This is a genomic window from Pantoea sp. y20, from assembly GCF_054903455.1.
Window position 1 is genome coordinate 2,044,830 of the sequence record NZ_CM142816.1, and the last position, 14,898, is coordinate 2,059,727.

The window sequence follows — 14,898 nt, forward strand, 5'->3', positions numbered from 1 at the left end:
CATGTCTCAGCCAAAAATCTGGCTCGGCGTCAGTTTAAAAATGTACTTCGGCTATCAGCAAACCTTGCAATGGTGTCGTGATGTAGCGGCATTAGCCGACCATGCTGCGGTGAAAAACGGCGACGTGGGCTTGTTTGTGTTGCCGGCTTATCCGGCGATTCCGGCGGTTGCAGCCATCTTCGCTGACACGCCGGTGCGCTTGGGCGCTCAGGATGTTTGCCAGGCCGAGAACGGAGCCTGGACCGGCGAAGTCAGCGCCAGTATGTTGCAGGAGTTAGGCTGCTCGCTGGCCGAAATTGGTCACGCCGAGCGCCGTCGTCATTTCCATGAAGACAAAGTGCAAATTGCCGCCAAAGTGGCGATGTCGCTGCGTCACGGCATCACGCCGGTGCTGTGCATCGGTGAAGAAGTGCAGGCAGAACCGCAGCAGGCAATCGCGCTGTGCCAACAGCAGCTGGCCGAAGCGCTGGCTGAGTCAGCGCAGCAGGGCTTAAAGGGCGAGGTGTTCTTTGCCTACGAACCGCAGTGGGCGATTGGTGCGCCGCAACCGGCACCGGACAGCTACATCCGCGCCGTGTGCGCCGGATTGCAGCAGCTCGCCACGCCGCCCGGCATCACCCTGAAAATCATTTACGGCGGCAGTGCCGGTCCGGGACTGATTCAGCGCCTTGGCGCGGACGTAAATGGCCTGTTTCTGGGTCGCTTTGCCCACGATCCCAAAGCGCTGGCAAAAATTATTGATGAAGCCAGTGAGCTGGCTCAGGAGCGCTGTTAATGAGCCGTATCGGACTCAGTACCTACGCCTTTTTCTGGCGCATGTCATCGAAAGTCCCTCATCCGCTGACGCTGGAGCAGATGCTGCAACAGACCGCCGAACTGGATGTGTCGGTGTTTCAAATCTGCGATTATCCGGCGATTGAAAGCTGGACTGACGCACAACTGCTGACGCTGCGTCAGCAGGCTGATGCGCTCGGCATCACGCTGGAACTCGGCACGCGCGGCCTCGGCACTGCGCATCTGCGTCGTTATCTGCACATGGCGGAGATCCTTGATGCGCGCGTCATACGCTCGATGTTCTACACCGCCGATCACCGTCCCACGCTCGACGAAGCCGCCGAGCTGATTGGCGCGGTGTTGCCGGATTTTGCCCGCCAGCAGGTGCGTCTCTGTCTGGAGACATACGAGCAGGTGAACAGCGGCGCGATGATGTCAGTGATCAACAAGTTCCTGTCGCCGTGGCTCGGCGTGTGTCTCGATCCCGCCAACTGTGTCGCCGGCCTCGAACTGCCAGAGCAGGTGATTGCCAACACCGCCGCGCGCGTCGGCAATCTGCACATCAAAGACTTTGCCTTCACGCGCCGTGATGGCTGGATCGGCTTTACCTTCGCCGGCTGCCCGATGGGCGAAGGCTTGCTGGATTACGACCGGATGATCGCCAGCGTGCGCCCGGCGGATAAAGGCATTAACCAAATCGTCGAACATTGGTTGCCGTGGCAAGACGATGCCGCTGTAACCTGCGAGCGAGAAGCCGAATGGACTCGCCGCACCGTTGAATTCTTACGTAGTAAACAAGATCAGGAGTAACAACATGAGCGTGCAACTGAAAACTATCACCGTGATTGGCGCGGGCGGCAAAATGGGTATGCGTATTTCTGCCAACTTCCAGAAAAGCGATTACCAGGTGTTTTACTGTGAGAACTCACCCAAGGCGCAAGAGCAGGTGAGCGCGCAGGGGCGCGAACTTTCTGATGCCGCCTTCGTGGTGCCATTGAGCGACGTGGTGATTCTGGCGGTGCCGGATATCGTGCTGGGCAAAGTGTCTGAAGGCGTGGTGCCACAGATGAAACCGGGCGCGATTCTGCTGACGCTGGATCCGGCGGCGGCCTACGCCAATCTGATCGCCCATCGTGATGGTATTGAATACGCGGTGGCGCATCCTTGCCATCCGTCGGTATTCCTTGAGCGTTACACCAAAGAAGAACATGCCGATGCCTTCGGTGGTATCGCGGCGATTCAGCACGTGGCGGCTTCCTATGAAACTGGTTCTGATGAGCAGAAAGCCGAGCTGAGCAAGGTGATCAGCGTGATGTACGGCCCGGTGGAGCAGGTGCATTGGGTCACCGTGACGCAGCTGGCGTATCTGGAACCGACGCTGGTGGAAACCGTAGCCTGCATGGTGGGTGCGTTTATGAAAGAGGCGCTGGATGAAACCGTGAAGCACAGCGGCGTGCCGGAAGAAGCGGCTAAAGCGATGTTGTACGGCCATATTCAGATCGCGCTCGCCGTGGCGTTCCGCGCGACCAACCCGTTCTCGGATGCCTGCATGATCGCCATGGAGTACGGTCGTGAGAAGATTGTGAAACCTGACTGGAAACAGATCTTCGATCAGAAAGAGCTGGATATCGTGATTGCCCGTATGCTGAAAATCGACGCCATCAAGCGCTAAGCGTGACGCTCGATCGACTCGCGGCGCTGTGGTCTGGCGAAGCGAGTCGTATCAATGATATAACTCCCTGCCAAAGTCAGATCTCGCCCCATTTTGTAGGGTCGCCATTTATGTTGACCTGGTGCGCATCAATTCGCACCCTACATGGCGTGGTCGCAACATCTTCATATAACGCCCAAAAAGACAGGTTACGGATGGAAAAAAACACGCTTTCTCAGGACTCCGAGCTGCTGACGGAAATAGCTGTCGCCTATTATCAGGACGAAATCACCCAGGAGGAGATTGCGCGTAAGTTTGGTATTTCCCGCATTAAAGTCGGCCGGCTGCTCAAACGCGCACGCGAAGAGGGCATCGTCGAAATCAACGTGCGCTACCATCCCGTCTTCAGCACCCGCCTCGAACAACAGCTGCAAAATCGCTTCCCACAACTGCAACGTGCGCTGATAGCGCTCGATCAGCCCGATCAGGAAGAGCAGCGACGTCAGGTCGCCGCGCTGGTGTCGTCACATTTAGCGCAGTCGCTGAAAGACGACGCCATTGTTGCCGTTGGGCAAGGACGCAACGTGGCCGCTGTCGCCGATTATCCCGGCCAGGTGCCGACGCGTAATTGTCTGTTTATCAGCGGTATTGGCGGCACGCATCGTCCCGGTGATGCCATTAACGCCGACCATATCAGCCGTCGTCTGGCGAAGAAGTTCGGCGGCATCAGCGAAACGCTTTACGCGCCCGCTTATGTTGAGAACCGCGCGTTGCGCGATGCGTTTATGCAAAACGGCACCATCAAAGAGACGCTGGACCGCGCGCGCAAAGCGGATGTGGCGCTGGTGGGCATCGGCGACATGAATGAAAACAGCTACATGGTGAAACTCGGCTGGTTCACGCCGCACGAAATCATTGACGCCAGCGTTAATCAGGGCGTGACGGGCGATGTCGCCGGCTACGACTTCTTTAATTCGCAGGGCCAGCACGTGGATACCGTGATGAACGATCGCGTCATTGGGCTGAGCATTGATGAACTCCGCAAGATTCCCTGCGTGATCGCCATTGCCGCGGAAAATACCAAAGCGATGGCGATCCTCGGCGCACTGCGCACTGGCGCGATTGATATTATCGCCACCACCGCGCAGAACATCCGCACCATTCTGAGTTTGTCGCAGGAGAAGGTTTAGTTAAACGGCCAACCATTGTTATGAGGCGATTAACAACGGTCTGCTCGATGTCGGCTATATGCCTGACTATCATCCAGAACCGACGTCTGCGCTGGCGTATGACTTAGATTAACCGCGAATTTAATGATGGTCAGTCGTAAGGATGAATGCAGCGGCGCGGTGTTAGCGTATCTTACTACCGCGCATGAAGCCTAATGCTAAATAATTTTCAAAACGCTCTTCAATTTATTAACTGCCGCCACATGTTTGGATTTTGGCATATTCGCTAAATTTTGCAGTTTCCAGCGAACGGCAGGAAGTTGATCGATATTCGATAACTCAAGAAGCGACCAATCGGGTTGGCCATTTTTGAAAGAGAGGAGAAACTTACGCTCTTTATCTGTAATTGCAGCATTAATCGTTTCAATTAAATGACGTCTGGCTGCTTCAAGTTCCTGCAGAGGCACATCTATCTCCGCCATGTTACGAAATTCGCCATCATAGATGCCTGAAATGTCTTTTAACTGTGGTTGCAGCAGTTCAGAAAGCGGGCGAGGGTGACTGATCAAATAAACCAGTAATGCTTTGCGGAGCGCCTCCGTTAAGCCTTCATTTTCGAGCAGGAATTTGACATCGAACAAGTCTCTGGGATGCTGACGATCAAGTGCTGCACAAATCTTTCCTGCATACAGGTCGGCGAATGAAACGACGTTGGTTTCACTAAAACCAAACTCATCTTCAACCAATTCACAGACCTGCATTATTCTGGATTCATATACGGTTCCCCGTAACACCGGCGATAACTCAATTTTAATTTGCACGCCTGCATGATTCACGATCAGTCGCAATGCATCATTTTTATCTTCATAAGAACGAATAACGTTGCTGCCGACCAGCTTGGTGCTTATTTCTTCAGCAATTTCATCAAGTGCCCTTTTTATCGCGGCTAATGCTGCGATGCGATCTAATGCTGGTAAAAACACGAGATCGATATCCACAGATAAACGAGGTAATTCCCGGATGAAAAGATTGATGGCTGTTCCACCTTTTAAGGCGAAGCAGTTATGCAGAGAGACCAATGGCAGAATTTGCAGCAGCAGTTGTACCTGCCGATAATAGATACTCGTTCTGTCCATCGATCACATCTCCTTTGGCACTGTAATGTTCCACTTATTATCAAGTCGGCCAGCTTTGGCAAGTTCACGTTTTCCGCTGCCAAAATCATATGCCTCCGGATGCAGGTGTTTAAGCCAAGCATGATTATGTCTTTCCGCCAGCCACATAAATAATCGCTTTGCTTTAATACTGGAGCAGGCTCGCAAAAGTGCGTCTATTTTACGCGGTGACAGCGTTGAGAGTCCTTGCATAAGTTGATCGGCATGTTCAAAGCTGATCGTTTTGGGTACGTCGTTTAACACTTCCAGCATGGCTTTTTCGGGTCCGGAATAGTGCAAGGCTGGCAAAGAGTCATGCCACACCTCTTCGCGGAGGAATTTCTTCTCATGCATGAGTGATTCTGGCCAGATTTTACGTGTACTGTGGTAATCAAAATGCGTATTGATGTCGAGTTTGTTTAACCAGGTCGGCATCGGCGCCGCCGAGTAGAGCTGAACACTGGCTAACTTGCCACGCGACTGATAGTGCGCCAAACCGTCTAACTCCAGAGCGGTTAATCCGCCGACATGAACCGGATGTTCCTGCATTCTTTGCAACGAAGTCACCACGCCTTTCCATAGTAGAGGTGCAGGTTCACGCATATAAACACCGGGTTTAAGCGATATCAACGTGCCGCTCTTCACTGCATTATCAATGAAGTGCGGGTTTAAATCGTTCTCCTGCAGCCATGTTTTCGTCGCGATTAAGCCAGCAGGAATCAAGCTTCTCAGCCGCTTTCTACTTTCAGCATTCAGCATAAGCCACCCGTTTGCGAATCATGTAACTGGCGGCGATTATTGCCGTCGATATGAAATAATATAAACCAATGATACAAAAAAGTTTATCATTTTACGATTCAACGGCGATCATCGCCGTTAATACGGCGTATTTTAAACCTGGCGTACAGCCTTATGCCGCCACGCGCAGTGCCATAACTTAACGGTCTTGTTCGTGCTATGTTCAGGATATATCCTGTATTTTTCCTTGTTGAGAATCCCTGCCTGATGACTAACGCGCGCTTGCTCTCGGTTGAAAATCTCTCGCTGCACACTCACGATCAGCGCTTGCTGGTGGATAACATCTCTTTTCATCTCGATCGCAAGGAAATCCTGGCGTTAGTTGGCGAATCGGGATCTGGCAAAACCTTGACCTCGCTGGCGCTGATGAGTTTGTTGCCGGCGGGCGTGCAGCAGAGTGGCGGCCGCGTGGTGTTCAATGGCGAGCCGCTGGATGCGCGCACAACCCAGCAATTGCGTGGTTGCCGCATCGCCACGGTGTTTCAGGAGCCGATGACCAGCATGAATCCCACGCTGCGTATTGGTGAACAGATTGCCGAAGTGCTGGTGCGGCATCGTCAGTTTGGCTGGAAACAGGCGCAGCAGGAAGCGATAGCGCTGCTGGATCGCGTCGGCATCGTCAATCCAGCGCAGCGCGCGCGGCAGTATATTCATCAGCTGTCGGGTGGCATGCGGCAACGGGTGATGATCGCCAGCGCCATCAGCGGTCAGCCGGAGTTATTGATTGCCGATGAGCCGACCACCGCGCTGGACGTGACTATCCAGGCGCAAATTCTGGCGCTGTTGCAGGAACTGCAGCAGGAGATGGGCATGGGGATCTTGTTGATCACCCACGATCTCTCGGTGGTAGCGCGCTACGCCGACCGCGTCTGCGTGATGCAGCAAGGGCAACTGGTTGAACAGGGTGCGGTGCTGAGTACGCTCGGCGCGCCAACGCATCCTTACACGCGCAAATTGATTGCTGCTTCGGCAGCGCAAATCCCCGAGGCGACTGCGCCGGTTGCCCAGCCGCCGCTGCTGGTGCTGCGCGACATCAGTAAAAGCTATCCGCTGCCGCGCCGCATGCCGCTGTGGCCGGCCAAACGGCAAACCGTGTTGCATCCGGCGAATCTGTCGATTGCGCAGGGCGAAATTGTCGGACTGATTGGCGAATCCGGCTCCGGTAAAACCACATTGGGCAGTGCGGCGATTGGTCTGATTATGGCGGATGGCGGCGAAGTGCATTTTCAGGGGCAGCATTTGCAGGGCCGTCAGCTGCATAGCTTACGTCGCCACACGCAGATTATTTTCCAGGATCCTTATGCCAGCCTGAATCCGAAAATCCCGGTTGGTGAGCAGATCGCCGAACCGCTGCGCGTCTGGCAACTGCGCAAAGGCGCGGCGGTGGATGCGCGGGTCAAAGAGCTGCTGGCGTTGGTGGGATTGAAGGCCGAACATGCCACCCGTCTGCCGGGCGCGTTCTCGGGCGGCCAGCGTCAGCGTATTGCCATTGCACGCGCGCTGGCGATGGAGCCGAAGCTGCTGGTGGCGGATGAAGCGGTAGCGGCGCTGGATTTATCGGTGCGCGGGCAGATTCTGGCGCTGTTTAATACGCTGCGCCACAAGCTGGGATTATCGGTGCTGTTTATCAGCCACGATCTCGGCGCGGTGCGTCAGTTGTGCGACCGCGTGGTGGTGATGTATCACGGCAGGATTGTGGAGTCCGGCGCAACCGCCAGCGTGATTAACCATCCACAGGACAATTACACCCGCCAGCTGCTCGCCGCTGCGCCCGACGTGCAGCAGGCGCTGGCGCTGCGATCAACTGCCGTGTAACAGCGGCAGTTCGTGATGTTCAGCCCATTCGTGCCAAGAACCGACGTACACCGAAACATGGGGATAGCCCGCCAGTTTCAACGCCGCCAACACCGTGGCGGCGCGGGCACCACGATGGCAATAAACCTGCAACTTCGCGTTTTTACTCAGTCCTGCCGCCGCGGCGCGTGCGGCAATCTGCTGCGCTGATAAGAAATGGCCGTTGGCGATGACATCTTCCCAGAACAGCAGCTGAGAATGTGGAATCCGTCCCGCGCGCTGGCAGCAGGCATGCGCAAAGCTGCCGTCAAACTCGCTGGGGCGACGGGCATCCACGTTGATCACCGCCATGCCATCCGCTGCTAGTACCTGTTCACGGCTGCACACCAGCTCGCGATTCCACGCGGGTGCGTTGGCTGCAGGTGGATGCGCCACGGTACGGCTTAATCCCAATCCCGGCGTGAGTTCATAGCCTGCCGCAATCCACGCATCGACGCCGCCATCCAGAATCAGCGCATCATCACGCTTGAGCAGCCATGCGAACCAGGCGCCGCGCGGTGAACGCATGCCAACCTGCTGCTCAAAAAACACCGGCGTGGCGTTGGGATACGCGGTAAACATCGGCTGCAGCGCGGTGGTGGCTTCGGCTGCCATCACCGCTAAACCTGTCTCGCTGCAATCCTCAATAAAATAGTCGTAGACGTTACAATGCTGCGCGCCAGGCAAGGTGGCGCGTTGCCAGTCGGCAAATTCGCGGACATCGATCAGCAGAAACGCTTCGCCGTGCGCCTGGCGCTGATGCAGTGAAAGCACATCAATGATCATGCAGGACTCCTGAAAACAGCGACTGCAACGAACCGAGCTCGTCGTGCTCGGCGGCCTGCAACACGCGGGCGGCGAGGGCGATATCAAACACGTTGAGGCCAAATGAGGAGAAATAGACGCTGTCATCGGGCTGTGGACGCCAGTGATCCAGCAGTAGCGCGGCGAGATCGGCCGCCACATCCTGCTCAGCAAACTCCCCGGCGCGGAACATCTGGAACAGGCTTTTGGCGCTGCGCTGGGCAAAATCGCCCCACGCATCCACCACCACCTTGCTGCTGGCTTTGATGGCGGCAAAACTTACTTCGTGACAACCGACCTGCAAAATGATCCTGCCGGGACGTACCGCTGCGGCGTCGACAATCGGCTGGTCGGCGCTGGTACAGGTCAGCACGGCGTCATAAGGCTGCGCCAGAGCGAGCGGCAGATCGGTTTCGATCTGCACTTCGCGCAACGCACTGAGTTTAAAAGGGGAGCGATTCCACACGCCAATCTGTTCCAGCTGCGGAAACAGCTGCTGCAGCATGCGTAGATGCGCCTGAGCATGTAAACCGGCGCCGAGCAGCAGCACGCGTTTTACCGGACGCGGTGCGGCCAGCTGTAACGCCAGTGCGCTCACCGCCGCAGTGCGCGCCGCGGTGAGTGCCCCGCTGGCCAGCAAGCCGCGCGGAATGCCGCTCTGCGCATCGTTAATCAGGGTCAAGGCTAGGGCGGCGGGCAACGCATCCGGTCGCTGTGGACGATGTGCCGTCCACTTCACGCCTGCGGCATTGTAGCTACCGCCGACGCGCGCCGGTAAGGCATACGCTTTACCGAGCGGCGTACCGAGATCGATGTGATTTTCGGCGGGCATCTGCGCTTCGCCAAGACGCATCAGCTGAATCACCGCTTTGACGTCTTCCAGCGCCAAAGCGACATCCCCGCCGCCTAATTGCGCGACGGTGGCTTCATCCAGTACACGCAATAAGGCTTCCATTACGCCTCCAGCAGGCGATCGGCGAAGGGATAAAGCGCCGGAGAACCGCCACAATGCACGAAGGTGACGCGCGATCCCTGCGGAATGCGCCCCTGTTCGACCAGCGAGAACAGGCCGTGCATCGCTTTACCGGTGTAAACCGGATCCAGCAGCACGCCTTCCAGTTGGGCGAGTTGATAGATGGCAGCGATGCCGCCGTCCGATGGCACGCCGTACGCCTGACCGACATAACCATCCTCAATCCAGATATCCTCCGGCTGCCACTGCTGCGGCCATTGCAGCAGATCGGCACAATCCTGCGCCATGCCGGCAATGCGTGGCTGGAACCAGTCGGCTTTGGCGCTGACGCTCACGCCAATCACCCGGGTATTGGGCCAATAGCGACGCGTACCCACATGCAATCCCGCCAGCGTGCCGCCGGAACCGGTGGGCGCGACGATGAAATCGGGTGCGGGCGTCTGGCTGGGTGCCAGCTGCGCTGCTATCTCTTCCACTGCGCGTACATAACCCAATGCGCCGAGTGGCGTTGCGCCACCCAGCGGAATAATCATGGGGGTTTCACCTTGCGCGAGAGCCGCATCCGCGTGCGCCTGCATCGCACCTTCAATCTGGCTGAAATAGCCGTCGGGATCGAGGAACTGCACCTCGGCCCCGAACAGCTTATCCAGCAGCAGATTCCCCTGCCAGCTTGCGGGCGGATTGCCTCGCAACACCAGCACCGGACGCATACCAAACTTGCGTGCGGCGGCAGCCACCATGCGGGCGTGGTTCGACTGATGCCCGCCGGTGGTGATCACCACATTCACGCCTGTTTTGCAGGCCTCCGCCATCAGATACTCCAGCTTGCGGACTTTGTTGCCGCCGCCGCCGAAGCCACTGTAGTCATCACGTTTGATCGTCAGCGTAATCCCAAGTGCCTCACTGAGCCGCGGCAGCGGCTCGTGAGGAGTGGGGAAGAAGCCGAGCGGAACGCGTTCAAACTCTTCTACTGATTTCATTATTTACTACCTTTATTTTTGTGTACTGCGGTGTTTCCCTGGTGAGGCGCGACCCGGCCAATGGCCGAATCATTGAATGCGTTGAGCCATAAGCTCATGGATTGCTGGAAGCGTTCGAGTCCCGCCAGCGTGACAAACTCATTGACGGCGTGCGCGTTGCCGCCGTGGCCTAATCCGCCAATCAGGAAAGCGGGCGCGACGGCCGCGAAAGCGTAGGCGGGCGCACAGCCCGGCGCCCACGGCCAGATTTGCGGTGCCGCGCCCAGCGTTTGATAGCTGGCGATTAGGGCATCGACGCCGCTGGCGCTGCGGCTAAAGCGCACGCCGGGATAACGATCAAACAGGTGCAGCTCGCTGCCGGCTAAATCGGCTTGTGCCAGCCGCTGCTGCACGTCGGCAATCATCGCGTCCTGATCGAAACCCGGCGGGATGCGAAACGCCAGTTCCGCGCTGGCACGGAACGGGATGACGCCGCGTCCGCCCGGCGGATCGCTGTGCAATTCCGCCAGCGTTAAAACCGCGCTGCCGAGCAGCGTTTGCAGGCAGCTCAGCGTGTCGCCTGCGATCATCAGGCGCTGACTGCGACGGAACTGCAGTTCGTCATCGATGCTGAATTCGGCGGCTAAGGTCGCCAATAATTGATTCGCCTCATCGTCCGTGGCGTGACACGCCAATACGCCGCTGTGTTCTGCTGGCGCGATGGCATCTAATGCCTGTACTAAGCGCCACGCCGGATTGGCGATCCAACCGGCATTGCTGGCATGAATCGCGGAGGACGGTCCGCCCCATGCGCCGCCGGTGACGCTGAGGCGTCCGCTGGCCAGTCCGGTAAAGCCGAGATAGACGCGCGGTGCGCCGCCACCGTATTCACACAGTGACGGAAACAGCACCGCTTCAGCGGGAGCAATCGGGCAAGGCTGTTGCGCCAGATAACGCCGCAGCGCGCCGCTGCCCACTTCCTCTTCACCTTCAAGCAGGATTTCGATATTAAAATCGAGCTGCTGGCTCTGCTGCAGTTCGCGTAGCAGAATCAGCAGGGCGGCGACCGGGCCTTTATTGTTCTCTGCACCGCGTCCGACAAATACCGCGCCGAGATCGTCCCAGTGACACACGCCACCGACAAACGGCGGCACATCCCAGCCGGCATCATCCGCAGGCATTACGTCATACATGTTGTACAGCACCACGGTTTTGCTGCTGCCGTTATCGATGCGTACATGGACCAGCGGCGGGACATCATCGGTTTGAGACGCCACCGGATAGACGATCGCGGCATTCAGCTGCGCCACCATCCACTGTTCCAGCCAGGCAGCCAACCCGCGCTGCGAGGATAACTGACCGGCCACGCTTGGCCAGCGCGTCAGTTCACTCAGCAGTTCAAGCGTGGCGTCAAGGCGACTCATAAACGAATCCTCGGGTTCAGCACCAGATAGAGCAGGTCGATCAACAAATTGATCGCTACAAACACCACGGCGGCGAGCAACACAATCGCCTGCACCAGCGGGAAATCGCGGTTTTGAATCGCCTGAATCGCCAGACGACCAATGCCGGGCCAGGCAAAAATAATCTCAGTCACCAGTGCGCCGCCGAGCAGCGAGGCGAAATACATGCCCTGTACGGTGATCACCGGTATCAGTGCGTTACGCAAACCGTGGCGTACCACGATGCGCCAGGCGCTGAGCCCTTTGGCGCGCGCGGTGCGGATATAATCCTGTTGCAGCACATCCAGCAGGCTGGCGCGCGTCAGGCGTGCCACGGCGCTCATGTAAAACGCACCCAGACTGAGCGCCGGCATTACCAGCGCGGCGAAAGTGCCGTAACCGCTGGAGGGCAGCCACTGTAACTTCAGGCTGAACAGCAGAATCAGCAGCAGCCCGAGCCAGAACACCGGAATCGCCTGGCCGGAGAAGGCCAGCAGACGGCATAACAAATCCCACAGGCTGTGCGGCCGCAGGGCGCTGATAATGCCGAGCAGCAGACCGAGCAGCGAACTCCATGCCAGCGCACTCACCGCCAGCAGCGCCGTCGCCGGCAGACGTTCGGCAATCAACGCTAATACCGGCTGGCTGTAGCGCAGCGATTCACCAAAATCCCCGTGCAGTACGCCGCCAAGATAGTGGCTGTATTGCCACAGCAGCGGACGATCAAAGCCCATGCTATGACGAAAAGTATCGATCTCCTGCTGGCTGGAGCCGGGCGGCATCATCAGTGCCGCCGGATCGCCCGTCATGTGCAGGCTAAAGAAAATCAGCAGCGACACGCCGAGCAGCACTAATACCGATTGGCCAAGGCGATTGAGCAGAATGTTCAGCATCTTAATCCAGCCTTGTATGCGTGCGACGTAGCAGCGCATCGCCGAGCAGGTTGCAGCCAATCACCAGCGCTGCAATCACCAAACCGGGATAGAGCACCAGCCATTGCGACAGCAGCATGTAAGAGCGACCTTCGCCAATCAGGTTGCCCAGCGTTGGCGTGGGTGGCTGAATGCCCATACCGAGAAAACCCACTGAGGCTTCGAGCACGATCAGGCGTGGGATATCCAGCGTTAGCAACACCACCAGCGGCGTCAGCAGATTGGGCAGGATATGCCGTAGCAGTATGCGCAGCGGCGAAAAGCCCATGGCGCGCACCGCCTGAATATATTCCAGTTCCCGAATCTCTAAGGTTTTGGCGCGCGCCACACGGGCATAAATCGCCCAGCTGGTGCAGCCCATAATCACAATGATGTTGGTCAGTGACGCGCCCATCAGCGCAATCACCAGCAGAATCAACAGAATAAAGGGTACCGCCAGCTGGATGTCGATCAGTCGCATGATCAGCGCATCAACCCAACCGCCGGCGTAACCGGCGATCATACCGAGCGCGACGCCAATCACCGCGCCAATCGCCGCCGCGACCAACACCACCAGTAGCGACAAGCGCGTCCCGGAGAGAATGCGCGCCAGCAGATCGCGGCCCAGTTGATCGGTGCCGAGCCAATGCGTGGCTTGCGCACCGGGCGAACCCGGCGGCAGGAACATCTCATTGAGATTGTTACTTAAGGCATCGGGCAACGGCAGCCACGGAGAGAGCAGCGACGCGGCAATCACCACGATCAGCAAAAGGCTGCCGATCACCGCATCGCCGTAAATCAGGCGGCGCGGACGGCGCTGCAGCACGGTGCCCGGTGAAATCATTTCAGCCTCAGATCAAACAGCGGGATGCGAGCATCGACGCGGCCTTTGAAGTTGAGCGACGTGCTGTGCGCATACAAGGTATCTTCACGGTACAGCGGCAGCAGCGGCTGTTGTTCCGCGACGCGTTGCTGAATCTGCTCTAACACTTTTTTGCGCGCAACGGGATCGACAATCTGGCGGCTTTGATCGAGCAGCTTATCCAGCTCTGCATCATGCACGGTGGAATAGGGCTCGCCGCTGCGCAGAATCGGGAACAGCGCGGCATCGGCATCCAGCGTCTGCGTGGATCCCCACGCCAGCATATACATCGGAGCCTGTTTCTGGGACGCGACCTGCTGGGTGTAAACCGACCATTCCGGTACCTCCAGCTCGGCTTTCACGCCAATGGCGGCTAAATCCTGCACGATGGCTTGGGCTACATCGGCGCTGGCAATATAGCGGCGCGGCGCCTGGAAGCGCAGGGTAAAGCCGTTTGCGTAACCGGCTTCCGCCAGCAGCGATTTGGCTTTCGCCACATCCTGCGCGGTGGCTGGAACCGCCAGATAACCAAAGTCATTGGCTCCGGCCATGGTACCGGTTGGCGTGCCAAAGCCGTGCAGCAGCTGTTGGGTATAAGCCTGACGGTTTAACGCCAGCGAAAGCGCCTGACGGACGCGCACATCACTCAGCGGTTTCTCATCATCTTTAAGGCCGAGATAAATCGTCAGTCCGCCGCCTTTCACCTGTTCCAGTTCGACATTGGGGCGATTTTTCAGCGCGGGCACTAAATCAGCAGGCACGCTTTCAATCAGCTGCACTTCGCCGGTCAGCAGCGCGGTGAGGCGTGCGGTGGCTTCGGGAATCGGACGCCAGGTAACGCGATCAATCGCCGGTTTGCCGCGCCAGTAAGTTTCATTGGCGACCATCACCACTTTTTCATCCGGGATAAAGCTATCCAGCTTGTAAGCGCCGCTGCCTACCGGTTTGCGTGCGAACTCGCTGGCGCCGACTTTCTTCACGTACGCTGGCGGCACAATGTAAGCCGGGTAGCGGCTCATGCGCGTGGGCAGCAGAGGATCCGGGCCGTTGGTGTGGATCTGCACCTGATAGTCGTTGATCACGTCCACTGATTTGATGGTGCGGATATAGGAAATCGTCGGTGCGTGATTGGCGGGGTCTAAAATACGATCGATGGAGAACTTCACCGCTTCGGCGTTCACCGGCTCGCCATCGGTAAATTTCACGCCCTGGCGCAGGGTAAATTGCCAGGTGGTGTCGTTAATCGCTTTCCACTCAGTGGCTAAGCCCGGCTGTAATGACATGTCATCGGCGCGGCGCACTAAGGTATCGAAGAGGTTGTCAACTAAGGTGGCAGATTCTTTGAGAAAGCCGGGATCCATCGCCGTGGCAGACGTGGGTTGGCCAATGGTCAGTTCCGCTGCCTGTACGGCTGGCATCAGAGCAAATAGCAACGCGGTGGTGGCAAACTTCACTGCAGGTAATCTCATAACGTTTCCCAAAATTGCCAACGGCAAGGTAGTGAAAAGAGTGGATACTGCCAGAATCAAGACTGTGCTTATTTGTAATACATGATATATCCTATAATC

14 protein-coding genes are annotated in these 14,898 nt (G+C 57.5%); 5 read left to right on the forward strand and 9 right to left on the reverse strand.

Features of this window, described 5'->3' with window-relative positions; all coding sequences use genetic code 11:
* Window position 1: 1 nt before the first annotated feature.
* The 4 genes from ACYAC5_RS09620 (at window position 2) to ACYAC5_RS09635 (ending at window position 3,615) form a co-directional block, all read left to right on the forward strand.
* Entirely contained in the window at window positions 2-775 is a 774-nt protein-coding gene (locus tag ACYAC5_RS09620; RefSeq protein ID WP_277974855.1) for a triose-phosphate isomerase family protein, read from the forward strand.
* The gene (locus tag ACYAC5_RS09625; protein ID WP_210080639.1) at window positions 775-1,584 is read left to right on the forward strand and encodes a sugar phosphate isomerase/epimerase family protein; all 810 of its coding nucleotides are present in this window, start codon (window positions 775-777) and stop codon (window positions 1,582-1,584) included. Before ACYAC5_RS09620 ends, ACYAC5_RS09625 begins: the two co-directional genes overlap by 1 nt.
* A 4-nt stretch (window positions 1,585-1,588) precedes the next feature.
* On the forward strand, window positions 1,589-2,446 hold the full coding sequence (locus ACYAC5_RS09630) for a phosphogluconate dehydrogenase C-terminal domain-containing protein (RefSeq protein ID WP_277974856.1): 858 nt from the start codon (window positions 1,589-1,591) through the stop codon (window positions 2,444-2,446).
* Window positions 2,447-2,640: 194 nt separating this feature from the next.
* Window positions 2,641-3,615 (forward strand): sugar-binding transcriptional regulator, encoded by a 975-nt coding sequence (locus ACYAC5_RS09635; protein ID WP_008104043.1) that lies wholly within the window; start codon window positions 2,641-2,643, stop codon window positions 3,613-3,615.
* A gap of 197 nt (window positions 3,616-3,812) precedes the next feature.
* Here ACYAC5_RS09635 and ACYAC5_RS09640 read toward each other — a convergent pair whose 3' ends face one another.
* Complete coding sequence (locus ACYAC5_RS09640; RefSeq protein WP_312464836.1) at window positions 3,813-4,730, reverse strand: nucleotidyl transferase AbiEii/AbiGii toxin family protein; 918 nt, start codon at window positions 4,728-4,730, stop codon at window positions 3,813-3,815.
* A gap of 3 nt (window positions 4,731-4,733) precedes the next feature.
* Window positions 4,734-5,507 (reverse strand): type IV toxin-antitoxin system AbiEi family antitoxin domain-containing protein, encoded by a 774-nt coding sequence (locus tag ACYAC5_RS09645; RefSeq protein ID WP_312464837.1) that lies wholly within the window; start codon window positions 5,505-5,507, stop codon window positions 4,734-4,736.
* Window positions 5,508-5,753: 246 nt separating this feature from the next.
* Here ACYAC5_RS09645 and ACYAC5_RS09650 point away from each other — a divergent pair, with 246 nt between their 5' ends.
* Entirely contained in the window at window positions 5,754-7,361 is a 1,608-nt protein-coding gene (locus ACYAC5_RS09650; RefSeq protein WP_462062905.1) for a dipeptide ABC transporter ATP-binding protein, read from the forward strand.
* Here ACYAC5_RS09650 and ACYAC5_RS09655 read toward each other — a convergent pair.
* The 7 genes from ACYAC5_RS09655 to ACYAC5_RS09685 are packed head-to-tail and all read right to left on the reverse strand — an operon-like array spanning window position 7,347 to window position 14,799.
* Window positions 7,347-8,165, reverse strand: coding sequence for a sulfurtransferase (locus ACYAC5_RS09655; RefSeq protein WP_312464839.1), 819 nt, complete (start codon window positions 8,163-8,165; stop codon window positions 7,347-7,349). The two genes, ACYAC5_RS09650 and ACYAC5_RS09655, sit on opposite strands and share 15 nt — an antisense overlap.
* Window positions 8,155-9,138, reverse strand: coding sequence for an ornithine cyclodeaminase (locus tag ACYAC5_RS09660; protein WP_462062906.1), 984 nt, complete (start codon window positions 9,136-9,138; stop codon window positions 8,155-8,157). Before ACYAC5_RS09660 ends, ACYAC5_RS09655 begins: the two co-directional genes overlap by 11 nt.
* Window positions 9,138-10,136: a 1-aminocyclopropane-1-carboxylate deaminase/D-cysteine desulfhydrase gene (locus ACYAC5_RS09665; protein WP_101764422.1), complete on the reverse strand. Its 999-nt coding sequence runs from the start codon at window positions 10,134-10,136 to the stop codon at window positions 9,138-9,140. The genes ACYAC5_RS09660 and ACYAC5_RS09665 overlap by 1 nt, the downstream gene beginning before the upstream one ends.
* Window positions 10,136-11,539 carry a M20 family metallopeptidase gene (locus ACYAC5_RS09670; RefSeq protein ID WP_192233829.1) on the reverse strand — a complete coding sequence of 468 codons (1,404 nt, stop codon included), beginning with the start codon at window positions 11,537-11,539 and terminating at the stop codon, window positions 10,136-10,138. The genes ACYAC5_RS09665 and ACYAC5_RS09670 overlap by 1 nt, the downstream gene beginning before the upstream one ends.
* A complete protein-coding gene (locus tag ACYAC5_RS09675; RefSeq protein ID WP_110866134.1) occupies window positions 11,536-12,450 on the reverse strand; it encodes an ABC transporter permease in 915 nt (304 codons plus the stop codon). The genes ACYAC5_RS09670 and ACYAC5_RS09675 overlap by 4 nt, the downstream gene beginning before the upstream one ends.
* A gap of 1 nt (window position 12,451) precedes the next feature.
* Window positions 12,452-13,312 carry an ABC transporter permease gene (locus ACYAC5_RS09680; protein ID WP_312463797.1) on the reverse strand — a complete coding sequence of 287 codons (861 nt, stop codon included), beginning with the start codon at window positions 13,310-13,312 and terminating at the stop codon, window positions 12,452-12,454.
* The gene (locus tag ACYAC5_RS09685) at window positions 13,309-14,799 is read right to left on the reverse strand and encodes an ABC transporter substrate-binding protein (protein WP_312463798.1); all 1,491 of its coding nucleotides are present in this window, start codon (window positions 14,797-14,799) and stop codon (window positions 13,309-13,311) included. The genes ACYAC5_RS09680 and ACYAC5_RS09685 overlap by 4 nt, the downstream gene beginning before the upstream one ends.
* Window positions 14,800-14,898 lie beyond the last annotated feature (99 nt).

What these genes read in the sequence shown, in the direction of transcription:
- ACYAC5_RS09620 (WP_277974855.1), top strand. Translation starts at nt 2, where the DNA reads ATGTCTCAGCCAAAAATCTGGCTCGGCGTCAGTTTAAAAATGTACTTC.
- ACYAC5_RS09625 (WP_210080639.1), top strand. Translation starts at nt 775, where the DNA reads ATGAGCCGTATCGGACTCAGTACCTACGCCTTTTTCTGGCGCATGTCA.
- ACYAC5_RS09630 (WP_277974856.1), top strand. Translation starts at nt 1,589, where the DNA reads ATGAGCGTGCAACTGAAAACTATCACCGTGATTGGCGCGGGCGGCAAA.
- ACYAC5_RS09635 (WP_008104043.1), top strand. Translation starts at nt 2,641, where the DNA reads ATGGAAAAAAACACGCTTTCTCAGGACTCCGAGCTGCTGACGGAAATA.
- ACYAC5_RS09640 (WP_312464836.1), bottom strand. Translation starts at nt 4,730, where the DNA reads ATGGACAGAACGAGTATCTATTATCGGCAGGTACAACTGCTGCTGCAA.
- ACYAC5_RS09645 (WP_312464837.1), bottom strand. Translation starts at nt 5,507, where the DNA reads ATGCTGAATGCTGAAAGTAGAAAGCGGCTGAGAAGCTTGATTCCTGCT.
- ACYAC5_RS09650 (WP_462062905.1), top strand. Translation starts at nt 5,754, where the DNA reads ATGACTAACGCGCGCTTGCTCTCGGTTGAAAATCTCTCGCTGCACACT.
- ACYAC5_RS09655 (WP_312464839.1), bottom strand. Translation starts at nt 8,165, where the DNA reads ATGATCATTGATGTGCTTTCACTGCATCAGCGCCAGGCGCACGGCGAA.
- ACYAC5_RS09660 (WP_462062906.1), bottom strand. Translation starts at nt 9,138, where the DNA reads ATGGAAGCCTTATTGCGTGTACTGGATGAAGCCACCGTCGCGCAATTA.
- ACYAC5_RS09665 (WP_101764422.1), bottom strand. Translation starts at nt 10,136, where the DNA reads ATGAAATCAGTAGAAGAGTTTGAACGCGTTCCGCTCGGCTTCTTCCCC.
- ACYAC5_RS09670 (WP_192233829.1), bottom strand. Translation starts at nt 11,539, where the DNA reads ATGAGTCGCCTTGACGCCACGCTTGAACTGCTGAGTGAACTGACGCGC.
- ACYAC5_RS09675 (WP_110866134.1), bottom strand. Translation starts at nt 12,450, where the DNA reads ATGCTGAACATTCTGCTCAATCGCCTTGGCCAATCGGTATTAGTGCTG.
- ACYAC5_RS09680 (WP_312463797.1), bottom strand. Translation starts at nt 13,312, where the DNA reads ATGATTTCACCGGGCACCGTGCTGCAGCGCCGTCCGCGCCGCCTGATT.
- ACYAC5_RS09685 (WP_312463798.1), bottom strand. Translation starts at nt 14,799, where the DNA reads ATGAGATTACCTGCAGTGAAGTTTGCCACCACCGCGTTGCTATTTGCT.